The organism is Nocardia sp. XZ_19_385, from assembly GCF_015355755.1.
Taxonomy (GTDB): Bacteria; Actinomycetota; Actinomycetes; order Mycobacteriales; family Mycobacteriaceae; genus Nocardia.
On sequence record NZ_JACVEE010000007.1, the window covers coordinates 102,484 to 124,885 of the forward strand.

Here is a 22,402-nt window from a genome sequence, read left to right on the forward strand (position 1 = left end):
CACCCGGGGTCAATGTGAGGCAGTCCGTCAGAATGATCGCGGCCACGGGCTGGGCGCTGCGGTGCGAGCGGGTTGTCGGACGGGGTGTTTCGCTACAGCCGCGTGCTGCTCGGTTCGGTGATGATTCAAGCGAGAACGGTCTCTGGACTCAGAGATAATTTGTGACCCGGGTTTACTTTGCGTCCCTAGTTCATTATCGTGCGGTCCAGACCGGCTGGGGCTGTGAGGCCAACCACTGTTAGCTGCCCGTCGAGTCGCGCATCACAAGGTTTGCTGCAGGAGGAATTGGTGTCTCGGACCGTTTTGCTAGGCGCTACCGGGTACATGGGAGCGCGGATTCTCGGTGCCCTCGCCGGGGATCAGCGTGCTTCGGTGCTCCTCCTCGGGCGGTCGGCCACTCGATTGCGGGAAGTTTCCGGCGCCTCGTCGGTGGACTGTGAGATCGCGGAGGCCGACGTGTCGGTGCCGGGGGCGCTGGATGGTTTGCTGCGCGGTGACGACGTGGTCGTTTCGACGGTGGGCCCGTTTCTGCGGCTGGGGCGGGAGGCGGCGCGGGCGGCGGCTAAAGCTGGCGCGGTATACCTGGATTCGACCGGTGTGCCGCCGTTCATCGAGTGGATGTCCCGGACCCTGGGATCGAGCGCTGTCGATACGGGGGCATTGCTGGTTCCCGCTTTCGGTTACGACTTCGTGCCCGGCCATGTCGCTGCGGCGTCCGCGCTCGACGAAGCGGGACCGAGGCGGTGGCGGCGGAGATCGGATACTTCCTCGCCCCGGGTCTGCCGGGCACACCGGGTATCGAGGAGGTCCCGACGTTGCGGCAACTGATCGGCTTGACCACGCCCGGCACCAGAGCTTCGCTGACCGGAGGGGTGGCCGAAGCGTCGTTCGCGTTCCGCCGCGACCCCTCGGATCTGTTCGGTGTCCGGCGCGCCGCCGGCGGGGAGCGGCTGTTGCGCTTCGGAATCGCGGGGACCGAGCGCACGGCGCTGACTATCGGCGCGTCCGAACATTTCGGGCTGCCCGAGGTCCATGAACATTTGGAGCGGGTCGATGTGGGGTTGGGCTGGTTCGGCACCGCCACCCCGATGATCCAGCGGCTCACCTCACTCGGTAGCCGGGTGTTGCGCTCATCGGCCACGGGATCGGCCACTCAGCGCCTGGCCGAGCGGCTCCCGTGGCAGATGGCGCTACCCAGCTTGCCCGGGCGCACACTGGTCGCCGCGCGGGCCTTGGATCGCGACGGTGTCTCGTTGGCTTTGTCGGGGCTCGAGGGGCCGGAACCCTACGAATTCACCGCACGGCTATTGGCCACCACCGCAACAGCATTCGCGGCCGATCGACCTGACCCCACCGGTGTTCGCGGGCCGCTGTCGGCCGTCGGCGCTGCCGCCCTGCGGGAATATACCGAGGCCGCGGGGCTGCGCTCCGCATGCTTGAATCCTCTCTCGCCGACGGGCCCTGGGGAGTCGGCCCGGTGACTCGCGCGGACTCACCGGGCGAGGCCAAGGAGATCGCCAGACTCGCGGGCGCGAACGTTTCCCGCACGGCGCGGTCGAGCCTGCGGACTTTCGGCCGGGTGGCGCTGCTGGCCGGGGAGACTGGGCGCGGCGCGGTGACCGACCTGGTGTCCGGCCGCTTCCAGTGGCGCGAAATGCTGCTGCAGACTTGGTATCTGATCACGGTGACCGCAATACCCGCGGTCCTCATGGCGGTGCCGTTCGGTGTGGTCGTCTCCATCCAGGTCGGCAATCTCATCCATCAGATCGGCGCGGATTCGCTGATCGGCGCGGCCGGGGGGCTCGGGGTGATCCAGCAGGGCGCGCCCATCGCCACCGGGCTATTACTCGGTGGCGCGGGAGCTTCGGCGATCGCCGCCGACCTGGGCGCGCGGACCATTCGCGATGAGATCGACGCGCTGCGGGTGATGGGTATCAGTCCCGTGCACCGGCTGGTGATTCCGCGTGCGGTCGCGATGCTGCTGGTCGCTCCGCTGCTGAACATCCTGATCATCTTCGTCGGCGTCGTCGCGGGTTACGCGGTGGCCATCGGGGCGCAGAACGTCACTCCGGGCAGTTACTGGGCGACCTTCGGTGCGTTCACCTCGCTGACCGATATCTGGATTTCGCTGGTGAAAGCCTTGTTGTTCGGGTTCATCGTGGTCATCGTGGCCTGTCAGCGTGGGCTGGAGGCCGGAGGCGGGCCGCGCGGGGTGGCCGACGGCGTGAATGCTGCGGTGGTGCTCTCGGTTGCCGGGATCATCGTGGTCAATCTTGCGATCACCCAGGTGGTCACGATGTTCATGCCGGTGCGGGTGGCGTGATGGCCGTTTCCTCCTATCACCCCAAGGGCTTGCGCTTGGCCCACCGGATGCTGGCGGCGCGCGGCAAGATCTTCGCGCCGTTCGACAGTCTGGGTTTCGCGCTGCGTTTCACCGGGCAGGCGCTGGCGGCCATTCCGCTGACACTGCGCCGCTATCGCGGGGAGACGTTGCGCACCATCACCGACATGACTTGGGGCCGAGGCTCTTTCATCGTCGGCGGTGGCGCGGTCCCGATGCTGATCGTGCTCGGCGTCGCCGTGGGCGCCGCCACCGGCATCCAGGCTTTCGCCGTCTTGGACCTGATCGGGCTGGGCCCGGTGACCGGTGTGGTGTCGGCGTTCGCCAACACCCGCGAACTCGCGCCTATCGTCGCCGCGGTTGGATTCGCCGCCCAGGCGGGCTGCCGGATGACCGCCGAGATCGGGTCGATGCGCATTTCGGAGGAGATCGACGCGCTGGAATCGCTTGGCCTGCGGTCGATTCCCTATGTGGTCACCACCCGGGTGATCGGGGGAGCGGTGGCGATCGTGCCGACCTTCTTGATCGCGCTGATTCTGTCCTACCTGTCGTGCTCGACGGTGGTGGTGCTACTGCACGGCCAGGCCGCCGGGGTCTATGACCACTACTTCTCGCAATTCACCAGCGGCTTCGATGTTTTCGCGGCCGTGCTGAAGATCCTGGTCTTCGGGGTGGCGGTGATTCTCATCCACTGCTACTACGGGTTCTTCGCCACCGGCGGGCCGGAAGGGGTCGGTGTCGCCTCGGGGCGGGCGGTGCGCGCGAGCTTCGTGGCGATCATCGGTTTGGACATGGTGATGACGCTGGCCCTGTGGGGCGTCAACTCCTCGATCGAATTCACCGGGTGAGCCCGATGCCGCAATTCACTATGCCCGGCGTGAACATCAGCCGCGTCGGCGCGCGTCTGACCGGCATCCTTGCTGTCGCCCTCGCGGTCTGCGTCGGCGTCGCCATCACCGCTTTCGACAACGCCGGCGACGCACGGAACTTGCGTCTGCAATTGCGCACCGATCAGGTTGGCGACGGTGTCACCACCGGCACCCGGATCCGGTTCGACGGCGTGGAGGTCGGGCGGGTCACCGCGGTGGACGCCCTCGGCGACGCCGCCCAGATGCTCAGTGTCGAGCTCGACCGCACCCAGGTCAGCGCACTCACCGATACCCTGCGCGTCGATTACGCCCCGGAGAATCTGTTCGGAATCACCAGCCTGGCACTGCATTCCGGCGTCGGCGGCCAACCGCTGCGCGCGGGTACCGTGCTCGATTTGACCGGCCGCACCACCGATCTCACCATGGGCACGCTGTTGCGCTCGCTCACCGAAACCTCGACCGAGGTCTTCACTCCCCAGCTGACGGCTCTGCTCACCCGAGTCGGCAGCGACCTGCGCGCCTTCACTCCGATCCTGCGGGCCATGGTCAGCCTCGGGCGCACGGTCGCCGACACCCAGCAGTATCTGCCTTCCTACCTGATCGATCAGTACGCGCAATTCCTCGACGGCACAGGCGCGTTCGGCTCGTCAACATTCGTTCTGTTGCACAGTGTCCTCAACATCGAGGCCTTCGTCACCGACCGGCCCGGCTACGACGCCGGGGTCGACATGATCGCCAACGAGCTGTTCCCGACCATCGCCACCACACTCGACACCGCCCGCAAACATCTGGGCGGTTACGCCGATGTGGCCGCGCCGCTGCTGTCGGCCATCGCCGCGACTGTCCCCACGCCGGGCCGGTCGCAGGCCGAACTGAGTGAGCTACTCACCCGCCTGGACCGAATCTTCGCCGAGGCCCCGGAGGGACCCAGAGTCCGCGTGGCGATGGTTCTGCGCACCGTTCCCGGTCTGGCGGTCCCACTGCTCGGACAGTCGGCCGCGCTGCCCGTCCTGTCCCCGGAGGGCGTGCGATGGCCACGCTGACGACACGCTCGGTGCTGTGGCGACTTGCTCTGTTCGCGACCACGATCGCCGTGCTGCTCCTGGTGATCATTACCGCCATCACCCGCCCGGTCGGCACCGAAACCACCGGCTACCGGGCCGAATTCAGCGACGTGAACGGTCTGCGTGTCGGCAGCGACGTCCGCATGTACGGCGTGGGGGTCGGCAAGGTCGAGGCGATCGAGCTCTCCGGCGCGACCGCGGTCGTCGAGTTCACCGTCGAACGCGAGCGCCCGGTCTACCTCAGCACGGTGCCCGCCATCCGCTACCAGTCCTTGACCGGGCAACGCTATATCGATCTGCGTCAACCGGATCGTCCCGGCGAGCGGCTCGCGCCCGGCAGGACAGTGCCGCTCGACAAGACCATTCCGTCCTTCGACCTCACCCAGTTGTTCAACGGCCTGCAACCGGTGCTGCGTGAGTTCTCCCCGGAGGCGCTCAACCAGTTCACCGAATCCGTGCTCGCCGTCATCGAGGGCAACGGCGCCGGTGTGGGCCCCGCACTGGACGCTTTCGAACGCATGAGCCGCTACGTCAGCGATCGCCAAACCGTGCTGTCGACGATCGTGACGAACCTCGAGGGCATCAACCGCCAGATCGGGGGTCGCTCACAATATCTGACGGTGCTGCTGCGCGGACTGGCCGAAGTATTCACCGTCTTCCGCGAAAAGCTGGACGGGCTCATCGGTTTCGCGGCGGTGGCGCCCTCGACACTGGGGCCGCTCAACAGCCTGCTCGCCACCCTGGGGTTCACCGAGACCACCAACCCGAACCTCGATTCGGCGCTGCGGCGGCTGTTTCCGGACCCGCAGCAAGCACTCGCCGTCCTCGGCAAGCTCCCCGGTCTGCTGCAGCAGCTCGCCAATCTGCTCCCGCCGCCCGGCCCGGGCGCTCGCGCCGACCTGACCTGCTCGCAGGGCGCCGCCGCATTGCCCATGCCGATCGAAGTGATGATCAGCGGACAAAGGATCGCCGTATGCAACGGGTGAAGACCGCCGGACACGACCACACCGCCCGCGCCGACCGACGCGAGTTGCGGTGGGGCGCCTATGCGGCGGCGTTCGTGGTGGCCGTGCTCGTCGCGGCCGCGGTCCTGTACCTCATCCCGTTCGGGAAGAGCAGCTACACCGCCGATCTCGCCGAAGCCCGCTCCGTGCAGGCCGGTGACGAGATCCGGATCGCCGGCGTCACCGTCGGCAAGGTCACCGGTCTCGAACTCGCCGATGACCACGTGCGCATGAGCTTCACCATCGACAGTGACATCTTCCTCGGTGACCAGACCACCTTGGATGTGCGCATGCTGACCGCTGTCGGCGGCCATTACATCGCCGCGCACCCTGCGGGCAGCACCCCGCTGGGCTCGAAAACCATTCCCGCCGACCGTGTTCGGTTGCCATACAGCCTGGTGCGCACCCTCCAGGACGCCGCCGCACCGCTCGGCAGGGTCGACGGCGCGACCCTGCGGGAGAATTTCGCCGCAGTCGGAGAGTCGCTCACCGCTAATCCAGATGCGTTGCGCCGCATGGGAACCGCTCTCGCCGACTTCGTCGAGGTGCTCGAACGTCAGAACAACGAGGTCTCCCAAGCCCTGGAAGTCTCGAGTGAGTATCTACGTAATATCGCCGACAACAAGGCGTTGCTGGGCACTTTCATTCGCCAGATCGGGATGCTGGAAACCCTCGGATTGAACAAGCAGGCCGAGATCGAGGAGGCGCTGCGCATCACCGGCGAGCTGCTGGCACGTATCGCCGCGCTGGAACCGATCTGGCGCAACCGGCTCGAACCGCTCGTCGACGCCCTGCACCGGTCGCTGCCACAGCTCAAAGACATCGGCGCGCGACTGCTGCAAGCGCAGAACAACTTTCTCGACTTGAAGCAACGCCTCACCACCGCGGTCGGCCCGGAGGGGATCACCCTCGACCAGTCCCACCTCACCCTGGACACGCCCCGGCTGTGTGTGCCCGTCCCGGGGCGGGGGTGCTGAGCGATGCGACGACTGGTCAGCGCGCAAGGTTTCGTCACCGCGGTCGGAGTTGGGTTGGTCGTGCTTCTCGCCCTGGTGGGCTACGTGGTGGTGGCCGACCCGCTGCGTGCCACGATCTCCTACTGCGCGGACATGCCGGACGCGGTGGGCTTGTACCCGGGCAATCACGTCACCATGCTCGGTGTTCCGGTCGGCACCGTGACCGCCGTGGAACCACGAAACGGTAGAGCGCGAGTGGAATTCACCGTCGCGGCCGAGCACCGACTCCGGGGGGAGGTACTGGCGACCACGGTGTCGGACACCCTGGTAGCCGACCGAGAGCTCGAGGTCCTCGGCGAATCGGGGCCGCTGCCGGAGTGGTCGCGCGAGTCCTGTGTAACCAACACCTTCACCCCCAAGAGCATCAGCGAAACCCTGCGCGCCCTGCGCGCCTTCTCCGGATTGGCCGACCAGCTCAACGGCGGCGACAACCCCGCAGACCAGGACAAGCTCCGGACCGGCCTGCAGTCCTTCGCCGGCGCCACCGCGGGCACCGGCCCGCAACTGAACCAGACCATCCGCGACCTGGCGACCGCGCTCAAACGACCCGACGCCGCAATCGGCAACATCGGGTCACTCATCGACTCCTTCGCCACGATCATGTCCAGCGTCGCCGTCAACTGGGCAGACATCGAAACAGCCGTCACCCAGGCCGCACCCGGCATCACCCTGATCAACGAGATCTGGACCGACGTTGTCCAGATCGTGCAATCACTGACCGTGATCCTGCCCTGGCTGAACAACCTGTCCCGCAAGTACGGCTATGACATCCTCAACGGCCTCGACGAAACCATCCCCTACCTGAAGCTGCTGTCGGCCAATGTCGCAGGCCTGCAACAACTCCTGGAAACGCTACCCGTCCTGGCCGGCGCCTTCACCAACACCCTCGACCCGGCCACCGGCGCGCCGCGGGTGAATTGGGCGCCGCCGAAAGCCGCGCTCCCGCCCGAACAAGCCGGCCTGATCTGCGCGTTGCTACGGTCCGCGACTCCGGGCAGTTGCCGCGCCGCGGCCAACGGACTCGTCGACACCGACCTCGTCCCCCTCGTCCTCGGATTGGCAGGTGCCCCGTGACCGCACGCCGACCCCGCCGCGGCATCGCCGCGCTCGCCGCTGTGGCCGCCACGATCTCCGCCTGCACCTTGGACCCGGCCAAGATGCCCGTTCCCGGCGCTGCCGTCGCGGGACCGACCTACTCCGTACACATCCAATTCACCAACGCGCTGAACCTGCCCGCCCAAGCCAAAGTCGTCGCCAACGGAGCCAAGGTCGGCAGCCTGCGCTCGGTTACCATCGTCGACCCGTCCGCCACCGCGCCGGGCTATGTGGAAGCTATTGTCGATATCAGCACCGCGGTGCGGCTGCCGGCGAGCACCACCGCCCAACTGCGCCAAAGCACCGTGCTCGGCGACATCTACATCGGACTCAGCACACCCGAGCCCGGTCCGCCGCTCGCCGACGGCGGCGCCATCGGACTCGAACAGACGAAACCGCCCCTGCAAATCGAGGATCTACTGCTCGGACTGTCCTCCTTCGTCGGAGGTGGTTCGCTGCAACAGATTCAACGGATCATCGACCAAGCCAACGCCGCGCTGCCCGAAGAGCCCGCCGACACCGCCCGCATCTTCGACACCCTCGGCCGCGACGTCCAAGACGTCAGCCTCAACCTGGACGCAGTCGACCGCTTGCTCGACGGGCTGCGCGCGAACCTGTCCGCGGTCACCGACAACCGCGCCGCCCTCGATGCCTTGCTCAGCCCGCGCGGCGCGACCGAGATCCCCGCCAGTGCCAACTCCATCGCCCAAACCCTCGGCATCGTCGGACAACTCAGCTTGATCGCGAACGCACTGGTCTGGCTCGGCCCGCTGCTGCAGGCCGGTGACAGCGCGGCCAAGGCCCTGGTGCCTCTGCTGTTCGCCGCGAACCCCCTCGACCTGGCCGCCCCCTCCAATCTCAACCGGCTCGTCGCGCTGTTGCACGACAAGGTTATTCCGTTCGCCGAGCGGCCCGCGATCGACATCACCTCGGTCACCGTCGAATCCTCCCGCACCGAGCAAACCGAAGACATGGTGCGCGCTCTACGCGTGATCGGACTGGTGCGATGAAGCCCACCGCCCTGGCTTCCCTGGCCAGCATCGTGGTCCTTCTCATCGCCGGGGGCACCTATCTGGTTTTCGGCGTGGTGCGCGTCAGCTGGCTCGATGACACCCTTACCGCCACCCTGCAGGTGCCCGACTCCGGCGGCCTGGCCGCCGGTTCGAAGGTGTTGCTGTCCGGAGTCGAGATCGGCAGGGTGACAGCGGTTTCGCACACCAGCACCGCGGTGGAGGTACGGCTGCGGATCGATAGCCGGTATCCGGTTCCCGCCGCCAGCGCCGCCCGCATCGAAGCGCTGTCCGCGCTCGGCGAGCCGTACCTGGACTTCCGGCCCGCCGACGGCGGGGGCCCCTATCTGCGTGACGGGCAGACGGTGCCGGCCCGCAATGTGCAAACGCCGGTTTCCTTGCCCGAAGTCGCCGCGGACACCACCGGGTTGCTACGGCAGCTGGACCCGGCCGCGCTCACCTCGATCGTCGACACCTTCTCCATTGCCCTCGCCGGTACCGACCGGCTGACCCCCGAGATCGCCCGCGCCACCGACCTGCTCGCCGCCACCATCCTCAGCCGCAGCGCCGTGCTGCGCCAACTGCTGCTGGACCTGCAAGCCCACGCGCCCCGCACCGGCGCCATCGGTTCCGGGCTGGCCGAGGCCGCACAACCTTGGCAGGACTTCGGACCTCGCGTCGCCGAAGTCGCCGATGCACTCGCCGGCATGATTCGCGCCGGTCAGATGCCGCAGGCCTTCCATTTCGACGACGGCATCAGCTTGGGCCTGCTGCCTTTCCTGGAGAAACTGTCGGCGAAGATCGAGGCTCTCGGTCCCGAGCTCCAAGAACTTCTGCCGCTGTTGGCCGCGCTGGCCGCCACCGCCACCCGCAGCGCGGGACAACTAGACCTGAGCGCCCTGATCACCCAAGCGCTGCATGCGACCACCCTGGACGGCACCCTGCGCCTGCAACTCGCCGTTAAATAATCCCGAAAGGCTCACTGTCCCATGACTACCGACACCAAGGAGCGACCCGCCCGCTCGCGACACACCGAACCCCCTGTTACCCGGTCGATCTCGATCAACGTCAACACTGTCATCTCCGCCGCGGTGATCGCAGTCCTGGTCGTCGCTGTCATTGCACTGAGCGGACTGCTCGTGGCGGCGCGCTCCGACATCTCCAACCGGGAGCGGGCCGCAGTCGACGACCGCCACGCCGAACAGGTCGCCACCGACTACGCCCTCGGCTCCGCGACGGTCAAGTTCGACGATATTCCCGCTTGGGTGGGACGGCTGAAAACCAACGCCAGTCCGGCCCTCGCCGCCAAATTCGACGCGACTGCGCCGAAGCTGCAGGAAATCCTGGTTCCGTTGCAGTGGAACTCGACCGCCACACCGATCGCGGCGAAAGTCGTTTCCGAATCCGGCGGACGCTACACGGTGAGCGTGTTCATCGACGTGAACTCCACCAACGCCCAGAACCCCGCCGGCGCCCGCAGCACCGTGACCTACACCGTCACCGTCGACCGCGGCGCCGGCTGGCAGGTCACCGATGTCGGCGGGTCCGACGGCGCTTTGCCCTTGAAATAGCGCATCCTGCCCCAGGATCGAAAACCGTTGCACCACAGAGGATCGCCATGACCACCCCGAATCCGCTACTGGACCAGCTCGGCGAACCCGCCGAGGTACTGACCCTGCTCACACCGAGCGAATCGCAGCGCCTCAGCGATCTGCTGCGTCAAGCCAAGCGCAGCGAACAACGCAGCCTGGACGAGACCATCGACCGCGCCTTGACGGTTCTGCCGCGCCTGATGCGAATGCCCGCTCGCAAGATCCTCTTCGGAAAGTAGACCGTGATGACCGAGTCCATTGCGTCAGCCCGCATCGACCAGCTCGCGCGCATACTGGGCGTCTGGTCCGATGACCTGCCAGATCTGCGGCGTCTGGCACCCGAGCAAATTGCGGCGCTGACTCGGAGGCTTTCCGATGACCTGTTCGACGCCCTGGCGCCCACCTTCGACCGCATCAGCGCACTCGCTCCGCTGATGCCAGACGCGCTCGTCGCTTCGGTAGCGCACAAGGCGATACCCGCCGACGTAGCCGGACGCGCCGCCGGTGCCCTCGGCACCACCCTCCCCGATCGGATCGCCGGCATTCTGAGTCGCATGCAGCCGAGCTATCTGGCCGAGGCCGCACCGTATGTAGATCCACGCGTGGTCTCGATAGTGGGGCCGCGTGTGCCCGCCGCGGTGCTCGTGCCGGCTGCGCAGGAGTTGTTGCGGCGCGGAGAGTTCGGTGTCGCCGCCACGTTCCTGGCCTGCCTCGGCGATGACCTGGTCCGCGCGCTGGAGCAAGCCATCACCGACGACCGGGCGCTGCTGCGCACCGTGGCCATGATCGATTCGGGGGAGCGGTTGCGGTCGGTGGTCGCGCTGGTGCCTGAGACGCGGCGAAACCGCATCGTGGCTGACGCCGCACAAGGGGATGCGGCGACGGTTGCGGCAGCGCTGTCGGTCCTGTCTCGGCTCGATGGGGACTTCGCTGGCCCCCTGGGGGCGGTCTTGTTCGAACGCGGCGAGGGCGCCACCGTCGACCGGATCGTCACGGCCGCGGTGGCCACCGACGCCATGCGAGATCTACTGATACTCAGCGACTCGATGGACGACGGCATCATCAACCGCTTGGCACAACACGAAGTGTTCCTGCGGCACTCGATGGCGAGAGACAGTCGGCCAGCGGCGGGATAGGTTTCAGCAGCGCCCGTGTTGTGCAAGCGCATGAGTATCGTTAGGTAGATTGTAAACAGCAGACAAAAGGTGAACCAGGGTCATGACGACGACGCCGACTAGCAGACGCCAGATGTATGCGGCCGCCACCCGCACCGCGCTCCTCGACGCGGGACGCGAGTCCTTCGCCGAACGCGGCTACGCCGGAACCAGCATCGAAGACATCACCGCAGCGGCTCTGATCAGCAAGGGCGCCTTCTACCGCCACTTCGCCGACAAACAGGCTATCTTCCTGGACCTTTTCGCGGAACGACTGCACGACGCGGCCGAATCGATCGAGGAGGCGGTGACCGGGATCCAGCAGGCCGAGCCCGGCGCAGGGCCGCCGATCGCGATCGCGTGTGCCTACGCGTTCGCGGCGAGATCGATCAGCGACCCCGTACATCGTGAGCTGCTACGGCAAGCACCCGAGGTCCTCGGTGAACAGAAGTACAACGCCATCGACGATAAGCTGGTGCTCCCCCCAGTCCAGCGCCTGCTCGCCGTGCTTGCCGAGCGAGGGGAGCTACGTGACGGTGTTCCACTCGAAACGACCGCTCGCCTGCTGCTACGGCTGATGTGCGCCAGCAACACGATCATCGCCAACGCCGCAGACCGCGAATCGATGCTGGCCGAATGCGCGACCACGATGATGTTCATCTTCGCAGGGGTGCTGAAGACCGCCGAAACCTAAGGGCGAGTTGGGTGTTCCAGCTGGTGTGGCGATACCCCCAGACGAACCAGCCACAGGCGAAAAGTCTCGATGAAGCCTGCTGCGGACCCGTCGGCATCGACAGTGCCTAGCACCTGGGCGATCACCAGACCGATTCCTGAGCCGATGATCGCCACGATTGCGCGGTCGAGTAGCTCGAGATCATGGATGTCGAGATCGATGCTTGCCGCTTGCGTCAACAACACGACCCGTACCGCCGCACGCAGGCCGTCGGTGGTCTCGGCGATGGTCTTTGCTTGTTCAGGATCCTGCCTGGTCGCGAAGACGAACTCGGCCGCGAGCGTGGTCCAGTCGGTCTCCGCACTGAGGATGCGCCATTGTTGTTCCAGGACAACGAGTTTGGCGGCGATGTCATCAACTTCGATCAAGGCCGTGGCAAGCCGGGCGAGGACCTCCTCGAAGTGCTGGCGCAGAATCTCCTGGCCCAGTGCCTCCTTGCTCGCGAAGTGACCATAGAGCGCCCCGTGTGTACGGCCGGCCGCCTTGGCGATTTTTGCGATCGTCGTACCGTGATAGCCGCTGGTGAGGAAGACCTGTTGCGCCGCGGCGAGGATGACCTCACGAGTGATCGCCTGCTGCTCTTCGCGGGTCAACGCCTTGGGCATGGATCCCTTCCTCGTCGTATCGCGCTGGATCGCCTGCGCCGGACCGGTGGTGCGAGCGCTGGACAGCGTATCAATGCACGCAGTTCGCGGACCTAAATGCGGGCCGTGACCCGAGGTCATATTGCGTCGTAACATGGATTATGTTAATGTCATATTACATCGCAATATGAAACTCCGACGGATGAGGCCGAGTTCTGAACAGGCCGGGTCCGCGCAATCAGCTATGTCGAGCCGAGAGGCAAGTGTCATGGGCAATGTCGCCGACGACAACAGAAAGTACGACTTCCTCCTCAAACTTCATGGAAAGAATGGGGAGAAGGCGCTGACGATGGCCGAGGCGCCCCGTCTCGATGACGGGTACTTCGGTCCGGATTCGATCAGCTGGAAGATCTACAACAACTTCCTGGTGGCCGGCATGGGTGCGCTGTCCGGTTTGTTCATCTCGGTCCTGGATCCAGACGGCGGCTACGGCGTAGGCCAGCACACCGTGTACCACTCCGACACCCTGGGACGGGTGCGCCGTAGCGTGCAGTTCTTCGGCGGAGCTGTATTCGGTGACACCGCCGGCGCCGAGAAGGTCGGCCGTGACCTTTTCCGCAAGCACTCGCATGTCAACGGTGTGGTGCCGGCGACGGGTGAGTCCTACCGCGCGAACCATGTCGAGACCCTCAAGTTCACCTACGTCGTGGGCTGGCCGCATCTGTGGCGGGCCTACAAGGCATTCGGTGACCCGAACGCGACCGCCGAGGACGAGCGGCAGTTCTACGCCGAGCAGCACATCGTCGCCGAGCTGCTCGGGATCCCGTCGGGCGAGCTGCCGCGGACACCTGAGGAGGTCGATGCCTGGGTGCAGAACGCGGAGCAGAACATCATGGCCTTCACCCGGCCGGCGCAGGAGCTCACAGACTTCCTCACCAAGCCGCCGTGGACACCCGTCTGGCCGCTGGGTGTGCTCAATATCCCGCTCCGAGTTCTGATCTGGGCATCGGTTCCACTGCTGACACCTCATGTTCGGGCAATGTGCGGGTTGGAAAACAAGCCGATTCGGACGGCGGTTTCTACCGCTCTCGTTCGCCGTGCAGCGAAATTGGTATCGAACCCCATCGTGGACAGGGCACTGGCGTCCTGGTTCGGCTACGAATACTGGGGCTACATGCACAACGCCGCGCGCCATGCCGCAGGCACGGGGCGCGTGCCCTTCACCCATGATCCCGGCCTGCGACTGCAGCAGGGCAAAGGCGGAACTTTGCAGTCCACGGAGTCGGCCGACGCGCGATCCTCGGCGACTGCGGGACACAGCAACGGCATCGCCCAGGAGGTGGGACTGTGACCAGAGTCGACGTCATCGCCAATGAACGGCTGCTCACCGACCGGCACTACTGGCGCGAGTTCCAGGAGTTCTGGCAGGACAAGCCCGTGGCATTGGTATTCCTGCGCCAGTTCGGCAGTGCTTTCGCGCTGCAGCAGGCTCAGAAAATCAGTGCGCACTATGACGAGATCACCGCTGCCGGTGGCGATGTGGTGTTCATCGGGCTCGGCACACCGATCCAAGCTTTCACCTTCCGGCAGAAGGCGAAGACCCGTTTCACGGTGCTGGCGACCAACGACCAGACGCTGTACCGCACCATGGGGCTGTGGCGGGCCGTCCTCGGCACGATCGGGCCGCGGAACCTGGTCCCCTTTGTGCACCTACTCCGTAACGGCGTCTACCCGGCTCAGCGTACGGGCGACAACGCCCAGCTAGGCGGCGCATTCGTCGTCGCGGCCGGCGGCAAAGAGGTCGTGTGGGACTTCCGTGCACACCGCGCCTCCGACATCCCACCCACCGCGGACATCGTCGCGGCCCTCCGCGCGGCATCGAAAGTGGCAGCGGCGTGACCGAAAACCCGCTCCGGGCAGCGATCTCGATGTCCTGATCATCGGCGCCGGTATCTCCGGTATCGGCGCCGGGCGATACCTGAAGACCCAGCTGCCGGACAAGACGTTCGCGATCCTGGAAGCGCGCGGTGCTTCCGGCGGAACCTGGGATCTGTTCCGCTACCCGGGAATTCGATCGGATTCGGATCTGCACACCTTCTGCTACGCGTTCAAGCCATGGGTGGACCGGGAGTCCATCGCCTCGGCGTCGAAGATCTTGAAATACCTGCGCGACACCATCACCGAGAACGACCTGGAGCCGCACATCCGGTACCGGCATCGGGTGGCCGGTGCGCACTGGTCGTCGGAGACCGCGCGCTGGACGGTCGAGATCGAAAACCCCGACACCGGTGCACGATTCGAGCTGCACGCCCGCTGGCTGTTCAGCGCCGCGGGCTACTACCGCTACGACGAAGGATTCACTCCGCCCTTCGAGGGGTGCGAACGCTTCGAGGGCACGATCGTGCACCCGCAGCGCTGGCCGGAGGACCTGGAGTACGCGGGCAAGCGGGTCGTGGTGGTCGGCAGCGGCGCGACTGCGGTGACGCTGGTGCCGGCCATGGCCGAGATCGCGGAACACGTCACGATGGTGCAGCGCACACCGAGCTATGTGATTCCGATTCCGCAGGTGGATCACATCGCCAACCTGCTGCGCGGCTACTCGGCGAAGAGCGCGGGTATGCGATCGCGCGGCGCAAGAACATCTTTGAGCAGCGTCTGATCTGGGAGATCTGCCGCCGCTATCCGCAGCGCGCGGAAGATCATTCGCGGCCTCAACGCCTGGCAGTTGCCGTCGGGCTACCCGGTGGACACGCATTTCAATCCGCCGTACGACCCGTGGGATCAGCGGTTGTGCATGGTGCCCAATGGTGATCTGTTCCGGGCTATTCGGGACGGCCGTGCCTCGGTGGCCACCGACACCATAGCGACCTTCACCGAGAACGGAATCCTGCTGGACTCCGGCCGCGAGCTCTCCGCCGACATCATCATCACCGCAACAGGTTTGAACGTCCAGGCCTTCGGAGGCATACCGATGACCGTCGACGGTCACGCGATCGACCTGGCCGAGACGATCGCCTACCGCGGCATGATGCTGTCCTCGGTGCCGAACTACGCCTTCGTTGTCAGCTACACGAACCTCTCGTGGACGCTGAAGGTGGGTCTGTTGTGCGAGCAATCCTGTAACTTGCTGGCGCACATGGATTCCGAAGCTACGACATCTGTGTGCCGCGCGTCGACGATGCCACGAGGCCCACCAAGCCCTTCCTGGATTTCGACGCGGGCTATGTCAAACGGGTCCTGCATGAGCTGCCCGGCAGGGTGATCGTTGCCCTGGCTGACCTCGCTGAGCTACTACTCCGATGTGATCTTGCTCCGCGAACCTGCTTGGGAGGACCCGGAATTGAAGTTCGCGCGGGTGCCGGCTCCGGTGGAATTGATTGCGGCAGGTCCGTGAGCGGGATGGCATCGGGTGATTCCGGTGAGCAGTTCGTGGAGCTGTCCACCGGAATTCGCCTCTGTTACCGGGTCGATGGTCCGTCCGGCGGACAGCCGCTGCTGCTGGTCGCCGGGCTCGGCCTGGACCTGTATTCCTGGCCACAGCAAATGGTCGAGGGCCTGATCGCCCGGGGCTTCCGCGTGATCCGCTTCGACAATCGCGACATCGGCCGCTCCACGGTGATATCCAACCCGCCACCGAGCCGACTGCGCCGGCTACTGGCAGTCCCGCGAGCCGACGCCTACGACCTCGCCGACATGGCCGCCGACACCCATGAGCTGATCCGAATATCGGGCGGCCGCGGTTTGCGCGATCATGCCGCCCATAGACATGCCGACCAGATGCACCCCATGGAGGTCGAGCTGTTCCAGCAGACCGCCTGTCGTCTCACCCCTTCCGCGAGCGAGTGACCCACCCGCCACCCCCGCGTTCCGCATCACAGGCCTCGATCGAGAGCCGGACCCGACCCGCCTCTCACAAGCGGCCCTGAACGGGTCGCGCTGGCGATCGCATGGGTGTGCTCACGTTCGCGCTGCCCGAATCGGGGGACTGTCGCTGAACCGCGCGGTTTGCCATGCGAATCACCGGGTAGTAGCTGTGATGTAGCTGGCTCCATCTGATTGGCCGGGCATCCGCAAGTCCGTGATCGTGCCAGAGTCCGCATAGGCCGGTCGATCGCGCGAGATGTCGCTCTGTGTGTGTTCGCTCTCCGAAGACCGAAATCTCGAGGAGGAATCATGACAGGACTACTCGACGAAATCATCGGCAATTCCGTGTACGACCGTAGTGGTGACAAGATCGGCAAGGTCAAGCAGATCTATGTCGACAGGGCCTCCGGCGCGCCCACCTGGGCTGCCGTATCGACCGGCTTCTTTCACGAGGATTCCCTCGTCCCGCTGGTCGGTGCGCAGCACGCCGCAGGTTCCGACGCGCTGAAACTGCAGGTCGAGAAGCGAGAGGTGAAATCCGCCCCGCATATCCCGCTGGACCACGACATCAGCGCCGACGAGGAACAGCAGCTGTTCACCCACTATCACGTGGACCCGCGCACGGCCGGATGGGACGCGTTCGACCAAACCGCCGACCAGCACGGGCGTGGTAACCGGTCCACGACCGATGAGGGGATGATCCGCTCGGAGGAGCACCTCGAGGTGAACCGGGAGCGCGCCGAGAGCGGTCGGGCGCGGTTGCGTAAGTACGTGGTGACCGAGGAGCAAACCATCAAGGTGCCGACCACGCACGAGGAGGTCCGCATCGAACGTGAGCCGATCTCCGACCCCAGCATGGTCGGCCGTGCCGATATCGGTGAGCAGGAACGCGAGGTGACCCTGCACGAGGATCGCCTGACGGTAGACAAGCAAGCCGTGCCGGTCGAGCGGGTCCGTTTGGCCGTCGATGAGGTCGAGGACACTCAGGCCGTGTCGGGCACCGTGCGCAAGGAACGCGTCGAGACCGAAGGCATCGACGACGAGCCCAAGCGCAAGCGGTAATCACGCACCCTGCCGACAGGCGTCCACCGGCGACTTCACGACCCGGTGGACGTCATCACCGTTCGCACCTGAATGACACTGCGACACAGTCGAAACGGTGCGGGCCCTCGTCTCTTCCTGACACCGGCCGGTACCTAGCAGGGCGGCGGCAGCCCGCCAGGTCAGACCAGTGGCCGTTGTGTGCCGCCGCCATAGGGGCCTGTTTCGAAGTGACTGATGGTGGGGCACCGCATCACGGTGCCCCACCATCAGCATGTTTGTTGAAAGCTGTTGGCTGCGTTGGCATATGGGCGAGGTCTCCGGTAGATCGATCAGCTGTCGAAGAAGAACCTGAATACCGGAGACCTCGTGGCCAGCGTAGCGGTGGCGGGGTGGGCGGATCTGACCGATGCCCAGTGGGTGCGGTTGGACCCGCTGTTGCCTCACGCGAAGAAGGCGGGACACCCGCCGAAATGGACGAAACGTCAGCTCATCGACGGGATTCGATGGCGGACCCGGGTCGGCTCTCCCTGGCGGGACGTCCCGGCATCCTATGGGTCGTGGCAGGCGGTATACGGATTGTTCCGTCGCTGGCAGCGGGCAGGTGCGTGGGCAGTGATCATCAAATCGTTGCAGGTCTTCGCCAATGCGGCCGGTGAGACCGTCTGGCAGGTAAGCGTGGACTCCACGATCACCCGCGTCCATCAACACGCTGCCGGAGCCCGCCGCGAAGGCGCCCGGCAACTTGAACCGCCAGCAGGGCCCGGTGAGTGCGAGCCGCCTGATCATGGCTTGGGCCGCTCCCGTGGTGGATGGACCAGCAAGCTGCATCTAGCAACCGAACAGGGCTGCCGGGTGCTGTCGATACTGGTCACTGCCGGTCAGGTCGGTGACAGCCCCCACTTCACCACGGTGCTCGATGCGATCGAGATCCCCCGTCTCGGTGGCGGCCGGGCCCGAGTTCGACCGGAACGAGTGCTGGCCGACAAGGCGTATTCGGCTCGCGCCAACCGGGATTGGCTTCGTCGTTACGGCATCAAGGCAACCATTCCCATCCCGGCGGACCAGGCCGGGCACCGACGTCGCCGTGGCAGCGCCGGTGGTCGGCCACCGGCATTCGACCCCACGATCTACCGCGACCGCAACGCTGTCGAACGAGGGATCAACCAGCTCAAACAACACCGAGCCGTAGCCACCAGGTACGACAAACTCGCCGTCCGCTACTTGGCCACCATCCACATCGCGGTCATCAACCAATGGCTGCCACACCGGTGAGGGCAGGCCGCTGGCCTGCCCTTGGTTCTCGAGCGGAGAGATACGGTCTCGGTTTCGTCAGGTGTTTCGCAGGACTCGGGATAGGAGCGCGGTGAGGCCGTGGATGTTTCCCGCTGCAAGGAGTTCAATGGACGGGATTTCACGGCCGAATACCCGATGCCGCGTGAACTTCAGCTCGGTGCCCATGAGTGAGTCCAAACCCACAGGCCATTTGGTCACATCCATTCATTTGCAATCTTGAATGCAATCTCGTTCGGCACATTCCACTGTTCGTCGGCGTCGCGGGCGCCGGCGCGGCTGTCGCCGCCCCGCTGGGTGTGGGACGGCGACACACCGCGGTCGGAACCCGTCAGCTCAGGGCTGCGCGGGCGATTTCCGCGTCCTGTTCAGGTGTCCCACCCGAAACTCCTATGCCGCCGATCAGGCGGTCTTCGTCATCGAGGATGGGTAGCCCGCCGCCCATGAGCAGTAGCCCGTCGTTGAGGTGGTCGAAATGCGCAACCGGCTGCCCCAGCTGCAAGGGTGCATTCAGCGCTTCGCTGGGGGCTTGGAACTTGACCGAGGTGCGGGCCTTGGCCACCGCGAGCTCGCTGGATGCCAGCCACGCGCGGTCCATCCGCGCGAACGCCACCATGTTCGCGCCGGTGTCGAGCACGGCGAACACCGCCCGCAAACCCAGCTCATCGGCCGCGGCCCGGCCTCGTGCGATGAGCTGATCAGCGTGGTCGAGCCCGATCTGCATCGTCAGAACATTATGGGTTTCAGGCATTCTGGGCCCACTCTGTTTCTTGCCACTGCTTGGCAGCGGCGACAGTCTCCATCGGACGCATGGTGCGGTAGAGATGTTCGGTGGTGGCGATCACCTCGACCATCGCGTCGATCATTTCCTGTGGGTCGGCCTGATCGGCAAGGCTGGCGGAGAAATCAGGCATCGGCACCACAGCGGTGTCGGGGTTGTACCACTGGACGTAGCTCTCCGCGCCGGTGTCGTTGAACCCGGTGCCGAATACCCCCGGATTCACCGTCGCGACCTTCACGCCGTGCGGTTCGAGTTCGGCCTTCATCGACCCCGCGATGGCCTCGATGGCATGTTTGGTCGCGCAGTATGCCCCGAGGAACGGTACAACCAGAATCCCGCCCATCGAGGAGGTCCATACGACCTTGCCCGACTTGCGCGCGACCATCTTCGGCACGATCGCTTGCACCAACCGCAGATGCCCGAACACATTGATATCGAAAGACTCGCGCACCCGCTGCAGCGGGATATCCACTATCGAGCCGCCCTCCATCACCCCGGCGTTGAGCACCAGCACATCCGGATCGAAGGACCCCGCGTGCGCGATGTCGATCTCATCGAGCAGGTTGAGCTTGATCACTTCCAGCTCGACCCCCGCGGCGGCGGCATCCGCGCGCAGGCTGCGCACCTGCGGCCAGGTCTCCGCCGCCGCAACCACCTCATCGCCACGTCGGGCCAGCTCCAGGGCCGCGCCGCGGCCGAATCCGGAGCTCGCGCCGGTAATCAGAATTTTCTGAGGCATCCACATCTCCCAAGGTAACTAGCCGGATACTTACCTAGGCGACTGTGCCGGACTCTTCATTGATTGTCAATAACTAGATAGTTACATTCAATCTGAAGTATCATCGACCGCGTGCCACCGGATGCTTCTGATACCAAACGACGCATCTTGGAGGCGGCGCGAGCCGAGTTCGCCCGCTACGGCTTGGCCGGTGCCCGCATCGATCGCATCGCCGAGGAAGCCAAAGCCAACAAGCGGTCGATCTACGTGCACTTCGGGCCCAAAGAGCAGTTGTTCGACCTTGTCGTCGAGCGGGCACTGACCGATCTATCGGCGGCTGTCCCGTTCAGCGCGGGTGATCTGCCCGGTTACGGCGGCAGACTGTTCGACCACCTCCTCGAAGACCCTGCCGTCCTGCGCCTGTCGACATGGGCCAATCTCGAGCGGCCCCTGGCCACCTCCGGGGAGGTCGACGCCTACCAACCCAAAATCCGGGCAATGGAAGACCACTTCGATGGCAACGCAACCGATCTGCTGGCGCTCACCCTTGGGCTCGTGACCGCCTGGTTCAACGCATCGCCGTCGCTACAGTCCCTCGCCGGCGAGGAGCCCGGGTCCTGCGAACGGCTCCAATCCCATCGCGCCGCCATGGTCGCCGCGATCGCCGCGCTGTGTGCCGAGTTCGGCCAACACCCACAACCCCACAACCGGCGCCCACTGTAGAGCGCCCCTCAGTATCCCAGGGCGTGGCTACACACCGAGCCCTCCACATCGCCGTACGCTTCAGGCTTCGGCGAACATTGATTTCCCGAATGCGGACTGTGCACACGAAAGAGAGCGGTAAGTCTAAGACAATCTCGTTCGAGGTAGTAGGCAACTCCTGCGTGATCACGGCGGACCGCCGGGGATAGTCGCTGCCGCCGTGTGGTATTGGGCGAGGATGTGACCTTCCCAAACGTTGTCGGTCGTGTGATGTCTCGGGACATTTCGGCGATCAACACCACAGACGTTGCAGCGCAGACATATTGGAGACTTGTGATGTTTTCGATGCGTCCACCAGGGGACGGAACAACGGCATTGCCCGATCAGCTGCTTGCGGAGTGCCACGGATGGATCGACGATGCGCTGTCGGAGTTTCTCTCCGAGAAGCAGCGTCGGGCGACGATCCCGGAGTTGCGGGTGTTCGTCGGATGGTTGCAGGATTTCTTGGCCGGGGGTAAACGGTTGCGGCCGCTGTTGTGCTGCTGCGGCTGGTGGGCCGTTGCTGGGCAGCGAGTTCCCTCGAGGGTTATTTCGGTAGCAGCGGCGCTGGAGTTGTTCCACGCCTTCGCTCTCTTGCACGACGACGTGATGGACGGAAGCGCTACCCGTAGGGGCCGGCCGGTGATGCACCGACAGATCGCCTTGTCCCACCCCACGCACTCATCGGCGGATCGGCTCGGGGTGAATACCGCGATCCTGGTGGGTGATCTAGCGTTGGGCTGGTCTTATGACCTGCTTCACACCGCTGGACTGGATACTGGTATGGCCGAGGATGTTTGGGCGCTGTTGGACGCTATGCGTACCGAGACGATGAGCGGTCAGTACCTCGATCTGCTCAGCGAAGGCGACCTCGCCGCCGACCTGGACACCGCCTTGGCCATCGCGCGGTACAAGACCGGGCAGTACACCGTTGAGAAACCGCTGCGCCTGGGGGCGGTCCTCGCCGGCGCCGACGAGAGTCTGTTGGCCTCCTGCTCCTCCTATGCCCTGCCATTGGGCGAGGCGTTCCAGCTGCGTGACGACCTGCTCGGGGTCTTCGGCGATCCCACAGTAACCGGTAAGCCGGTCCTCGATGACCTACGAGCAGGCAAGCACACCACTCTGATCGCTGTCGCCCGCCGAGACGCTGACTCCAGGCAACGCCGCGGCCTGGATCGCTTGGTCGGTGATCCGAACCTGGACGAAGACGGCGCACGGCAAGTCCGCGAAATCCTGATCGCCTGCGGTGCACGAGATGCCATCGAGGCCATGATCGCCGACCGCTGTCACCAGGCACGCCTCGCCGTGGACGGCGCGCCCTTCCACCCTTCCGCCGCCGCCGTGCTGCACGACCTCGCGTCCACCTGCACCCGTCGCGCCCGATAACGGCCCGGACTCGGGAGACCCTCTGGTTGCTCTCGGCGCCTACACGCTTCACCGCGTCGCCAACACCGCGTGGCGCGGGCACGCCTGTTCCACGACCACTCTATCCACATGGTCGA

24 protein-coding genes and 1 pseudogene are annotated in these 22,402 nt (G+C 65.5%); 22 read left to right on the plus strand and 3 right to left on the minus strand.

Annotation, left to right across the window (positions count from 1 at the left end):
• The first annotated feature begins 288 nt into the window (after nucleotides 1–288).
• The 14 genes from IBX22_RS35350 to IBX22_RS35415 all read left to right on the plus strand — a co-directional run bounded on the left by IBX22_RS35350 (nucleotide 289) and on the right by IBX22_RS35415 (nucleotide 11,839).
• A complete protein-coding gene (locus tag IBX22_RS35350; RefSeq protein WP_194820184.1) occupies nucleotides 289–828 on the plus strand; it encodes a saccharopine dehydrogenase NADP-binding domain-containing protein in 540 nt (179 codons plus the stop codon).
• Entirely contained in the window at nucleotides 744–1,481 is a 738-nt protein-coding gene (locus IBX22_RS35355) for a hypothetical protein (protein ID WP_194820185.1), read from the plus strand. The genes IBX22_RS35350 and IBX22_RS35355 overlap by 85 nt, the downstream gene beginning before the upstream one ends.
• Nucleotides 1,478–2,323: an MlaE family ABC transporter permease gene (locus IBX22_RS35360; RefSeq protein WP_375540316.1), complete on the plus strand. Its 846-nt coding sequence runs from the start codon at nucleotides 1,478–1,480 to the stop codon at nucleotides 2,321–2,323. The genes IBX22_RS35355 and IBX22_RS35360 overlap by 4 nt, the downstream gene beginning before the upstream one ends.
• Entirely contained in the window at nucleotides 2,323–3,189 is an 867-nt protein-coding gene (locus tag IBX22_RS35365; RefSeq protein ID WP_194820187.1) for an ABC transporter permease, read from the plus strand. Before IBX22_RS35360 ends, IBX22_RS35365 begins: the two co-directional genes overlap by 1 nt.
• A gap of 5 nt (nucleotides 3,190–3,194) precedes the next feature.
• Nucleotides 3,195–4,253, plus strand: a complete 1,059-nt coding sequence (locus IBX22_RS35370) for an MlaD family protein (RefSeq protein ID WP_194820188.1) — start codon at nucleotides 3,195–3,197, stop codon at nucleotides 4,251–4,253.
• Nucleotides 4,241–5,260 (plus strand): MlaD family protein, encoded by a 1,020-nt coding sequence (locus IBX22_RS35375; RefSeq protein ID WP_194820189.1) that lies wholly within the window; start codon nucleotides 4,241–4,243, stop codon nucleotides 5,258–5,260. The genes IBX22_RS35370 and IBX22_RS35375 overlap by 13 nt, the downstream gene beginning before the upstream one ends.
• Nucleotides 5,248–6,255: an MlaD family protein gene (locus IBX22_RS35380; RefSeq protein ID WP_194820190.1), complete on the plus strand. Its 1,008-nt coding sequence runs from the start codon at nucleotides 5,248–5,250 to the stop codon at nucleotides 6,253–6,255. Before IBX22_RS35375 ends, IBX22_RS35380 begins: the two co-directional genes overlap by 13 nt.
• Nucleotides 6,256–6,258: 3 nt before the next feature.
• Complete coding sequence (locus IBX22_RS35385) at nucleotides 6,259–7,368, plus strand: MlaD family protein (RefSeq protein WP_194820191.1); 1,110 nt, start codon at nucleotides 6,259–6,261, stop codon at nucleotides 7,366–7,368.
• Nucleotides 7,365–8,399, plus strand: coding sequence for an MlaD family protein (locus tag IBX22_RS35390; RefSeq protein WP_309234923.1), 1,035 nt, complete (start codon nucleotides 7,365–7,367; stop codon nucleotides 8,397–8,399). Before IBX22_RS35385 ends, IBX22_RS35390 begins: the two co-directional genes overlap by 4 nt.
• The gene (locus IBX22_RS35395; protein WP_194820192.1) at nucleotides 8,396–9,367 is read left to right on the plus strand and encodes an MlaD family protein; all 972 of its coding nucleotides are present in this window, start codon (nucleotides 8,396–8,398) and stop codon (nucleotides 9,365–9,367) included. Before IBX22_RS35390 ends, IBX22_RS35395 begins: the two co-directional genes overlap by 4 nt.
• 21 nt (nucleotides 9,368–9,388) lie before the next feature.
• Nucleotides 9,389–9,970 carry a hypothetical protein gene (locus IBX22_RS35400; protein WP_228540131.1) on the plus strand — a complete coding sequence of 194 codons (582 nt, stop codon included), beginning with the start codon at nucleotides 9,389–9,391 and terminating at the stop codon, nucleotides 9,968–9,970.
• A gap of 47 nt (nucleotides 9,971–10,017) precedes the next feature.
• Nucleotides 10,018–10,230 (plus strand): hypothetical protein, encoded by a 213-nt coding sequence (locus IBX22_RS35405; protein WP_194820193.1) that lies wholly within the window; start codon nucleotides 10,018–10,020, stop codon nucleotides 10,228–10,230.
• Nucleotides 10,231–10,236: 6 nt separating this feature from the next.
• Nucleotides 10,237–11,127 carry a hypothetical protein gene (locus IBX22_RS35410; RefSeq protein WP_194820194.1) on the plus strand — a complete coding sequence of 297 codons (891 nt, stop codon included), beginning with the start codon at nucleotides 10,237–10,239 and terminating at the stop codon, nucleotides 11,125–11,127.
• 82 nt (nucleotides 11,128–11,209) lie between these two features.
• Nucleotides 11,210–11,839, plus strand: coding sequence for a TetR/AcrR family transcriptional regulator (locus IBX22_RS35415; protein WP_194820195.1), 630 nt, complete (start codon nucleotides 11,210–11,212; stop codon nucleotides 11,837–11,839).
• Here the strand turns inward: IBX22_RS35415 and IBX22_RS35420 are convergent.
• Nucleotides 11,836–12,483 carry a TetR/AcrR family transcriptional regulator gene (locus IBX22_RS35420; protein WP_194820196.1) on the minus strand — a complete coding sequence of 216 codons (648 nt, stop codon included), beginning with the start codon at nucleotides 12,481–12,483 and terminating at the stop codon, nucleotides 11,836–11,838. The genes IBX22_RS35415 and IBX22_RS35420 overlap by 4 nt on opposite strands.
• Nucleotides 12,484–12,730: 247 nt before the next feature.
• On the opposite strand from IBX22_RS35420, the gene IBX22_RS35425 reads away from it, so the two are divergent.
• The 6 genes and pseudogenes from IBX22_RS35425 (at nucleotide 12,731) to IBX22_RS35450 (ending at nucleotide 18,642) form a co-directional block, all read left to right on the plus strand.
• Nucleotides 12,731–13,813: an oxygenase MpaB family protein gene (locus tag IBX22_RS35425; RefSeq protein ID WP_375540318.1), complete on the plus strand. Its 1,083-nt coding sequence runs from the start codon at nucleotides 12,731–12,733 to the stop codon at nucleotides 13,811–13,813.
• Nucleotides 13,810–14,361, plus strand: a complete 552-nt coding sequence (locus IBX22_RS35430; RefSeq protein ID WP_194820197.1) for a peroxiredoxin-like family protein — start codon at nucleotides 13,810–13,812, stop codon at nucleotides 14,359–14,361. The genes IBX22_RS35425 and IBX22_RS35430 overlap by 4 nt, the downstream gene beginning before the upstream one ends.
• A gap of 34 nt (nucleotides 14,362–14,395) precedes the next feature.
• Nucleotides 14,396–15,856 (plus strand): annotated as a pseudogene (locus IBX22_RS35435) (flavin-containing monooxygenase).
• Between the two features lie 5 nt (nucleotides 15,857–15,861).
• On the plus strand, nucleotides 15,862–16,308 hold the full coding sequence (locus IBX22_RS35440) for an alpha/beta fold hydrolase (protein WP_228540133.1): 447 nt from the start codon (nucleotides 15,862–15,864) through the stop codon (nucleotides 16,306–16,308).
• A gap of 327 nt (nucleotides 16,309–16,635) precedes the next feature.
• Nucleotides 16,636–17,388, plus strand: coding sequence for a PRC and DUF2382 domain-containing protein (locus IBX22_RS35445; RefSeq protein ID WP_194820198.1), 753 nt, complete (start codon nucleotides 16,636–16,638; stop codon nucleotides 17,386–17,388).
• Nucleotides 17,389–17,736: 348 nt separating this feature from the next.
• Nucleotides 17,737–18,642, plus strand: a complete 906-nt coding sequence (locus IBX22_RS35450; RefSeq protein ID WP_194820199.1) for an IS5 family transposase — start codon at nucleotides 17,737–17,739, stop codon at nucleotides 18,640–18,642.
• A gap of 349 nt (nucleotides 18,643–18,991) precedes the next feature.
• Here the strand turns inward: IBX22_RS35450 and IBX22_RS35455 are convergent, their stop codons facing one another.
• Nucleotides 18,992–19,384: a heme-binding protein gene (locus IBX22_RS35455; protein WP_194820200.1), complete on the minus strand. Its 393-nt coding sequence runs from the start codon at nucleotides 19,382–19,384 to the stop codon at nucleotides 18,992–18,994.
• Nucleotides 19,385–19,403: 19 nt separating this feature from the next.
• Nucleotides 19,404–20,180 (minus strand): SDR family oxidoreductase, encoded by a 777-nt coding sequence (locus IBX22_RS35460; RefSeq protein WP_194820201.1) that lies wholly within the window; start codon nucleotides 20,178–20,180, stop codon nucleotides 19,404–19,406.
• 111 nt (nucleotides 20,181–20,291) lie between these two features.
• On the opposite strand from IBX22_RS35460, the gene IBX22_RS35465 reads away from it, so the two are divergent.
• Entirely contained in the window at nucleotides 20,292–20,882 is a 591-nt protein-coding gene (locus IBX22_RS35465) for a TetR family transcriptional regulator (protein WP_194820202.1), read from the plus strand.
• Between the two features lie 324 nt (nucleotides 20,883–21,206).
• On the plus strand, nucleotides 21,207–22,286 hold the full coding sequence (locus tag IBX22_RS35470; protein WP_194820203.1) for a polyprenyl synthetase family protein: 1,080 nt from the start codon (nucleotides 21,207–21,209) through the stop codon (nucleotides 22,284–22,286).
• Nucleotides 22,287–22,402 lie beyond the last annotated feature (116 nt).

Excerpts from the sequence above, each read along its gene's own strand:
- IBX22_RS35365 (WP_194820187.1), top strand. The coding sequence starts at position 2,323 with ATGGCCGTTTCCTCCTATCACCCCAAGGGCTTGCGCTTGGCCCACCGG.
- IBX22_RS35370 (WP_194820188.1), top strand. The coding sequence starts at position 3,195 with ATGCCGCAATTCACTATGCCCGGCGTGAACATCAGCCGCGTCGGCGCG.
- IBX22_RS35375 (WP_194820189.1), top strand. The coding sequence starts at position 4,241 with ATGGCCACGCTGACGACACGCTCGGTGCTGTGGCGACTTGCTCTGTTC.
- IBX22_RS35380 (WP_194820190.1), top strand. The coding sequence starts at position 5,248 with ATGCAACGGGTGAAGACCGCCGGACACGACCACACCGCCCGCGCCGAC.
- IBX22_RS35385 (WP_194820191.1), top strand. The coding sequence starts at position 6,259 with ATGCGACGACTGGTCAGCGCGCAAGGTTTCGTCACCGCGGTCGGAGTT.
- IBX22_RS35395 (WP_194820192.1), top strand. The coding sequence starts at position 8,396 with ATGAAGCCCACCGCCCTGGCTTCCCTGGCCAGCATCGTGGTCCTTCTC.
- IBX22_RS35400 (WP_228540131.1), top strand. The coding sequence starts at position 9,389 with ATGACTACCGACACCAAGGAGCGACCCGCCCGCTCGCGACACACCGAA.
- IBX22_RS35405 (WP_194820193.1), top strand. The coding sequence starts at position 10,018 with ATGACCACCCCGAATCCGCTACTGGACCAGCTCGGCGAACCCGCCGAG.
- IBX22_RS35410 (WP_194820194.1), top strand. The coding sequence starts at position 10,237 with ATGACCGAGTCCATTGCGTCAGCCCGCATCGACCAGCTCGCGCGCATA.
- IBX22_RS35415 (WP_194820195.1), top strand. The coding sequence starts at position 11,210 with ATGACGACGACGCCGACTAGCAGACGCCAGATGTATGCGGCCGCCACC.
- IBX22_RS35420 (WP_194820196.1), bottom strand. The coding sequence starts at position 12,483 with ATGCCCAAGGCGTTGACCCGCGAAGAGCAGCAGGCGATCACTCGTGAG.
- IBX22_RS35425 (WP_375540318.1), top strand. The coding sequence starts at position 12,731 with ATGGGCAATGTCGCCGACGACAACAGAAAGTACGACTTCCTCCTCAAA.
- IBX22_RS35440 (WP_228540133.1), top strand. The coding sequence starts at position 15,862 with ATGGCATCGGGTGATTCCGGTGAGCAGTTCGTGGAGCTGTCCACCGGA.
- IBX22_RS35445 (WP_194820198.1), top strand. The coding sequence starts at position 16,636 with ATGACAGGACTACTCGACGAAATCATCGGCAATTCCGTGTACGACCGT.
- IBX22_RS35455 (WP_194820200.1), bottom strand. The coding sequence starts at position 19,384 with ATGCAGATCGGGCTCGACCACGCTGATCAGCTCATCGCACGAGGCCGG.
- IBX22_RS35460 (WP_194820201.1), bottom strand. The coding sequence starts at position 20,180 with ATGCCTCAGAAAATTCTGATTACCGGCGCGAGCTCCGGATTCGGCCGC.
- IBX22_RS35470 (WP_194820203.1), top strand. The coding sequence starts at position 21,207 with ATGCGTCCACCAGGGGACGGAACAACGGCATTGCCCGATCAGCTGCTT.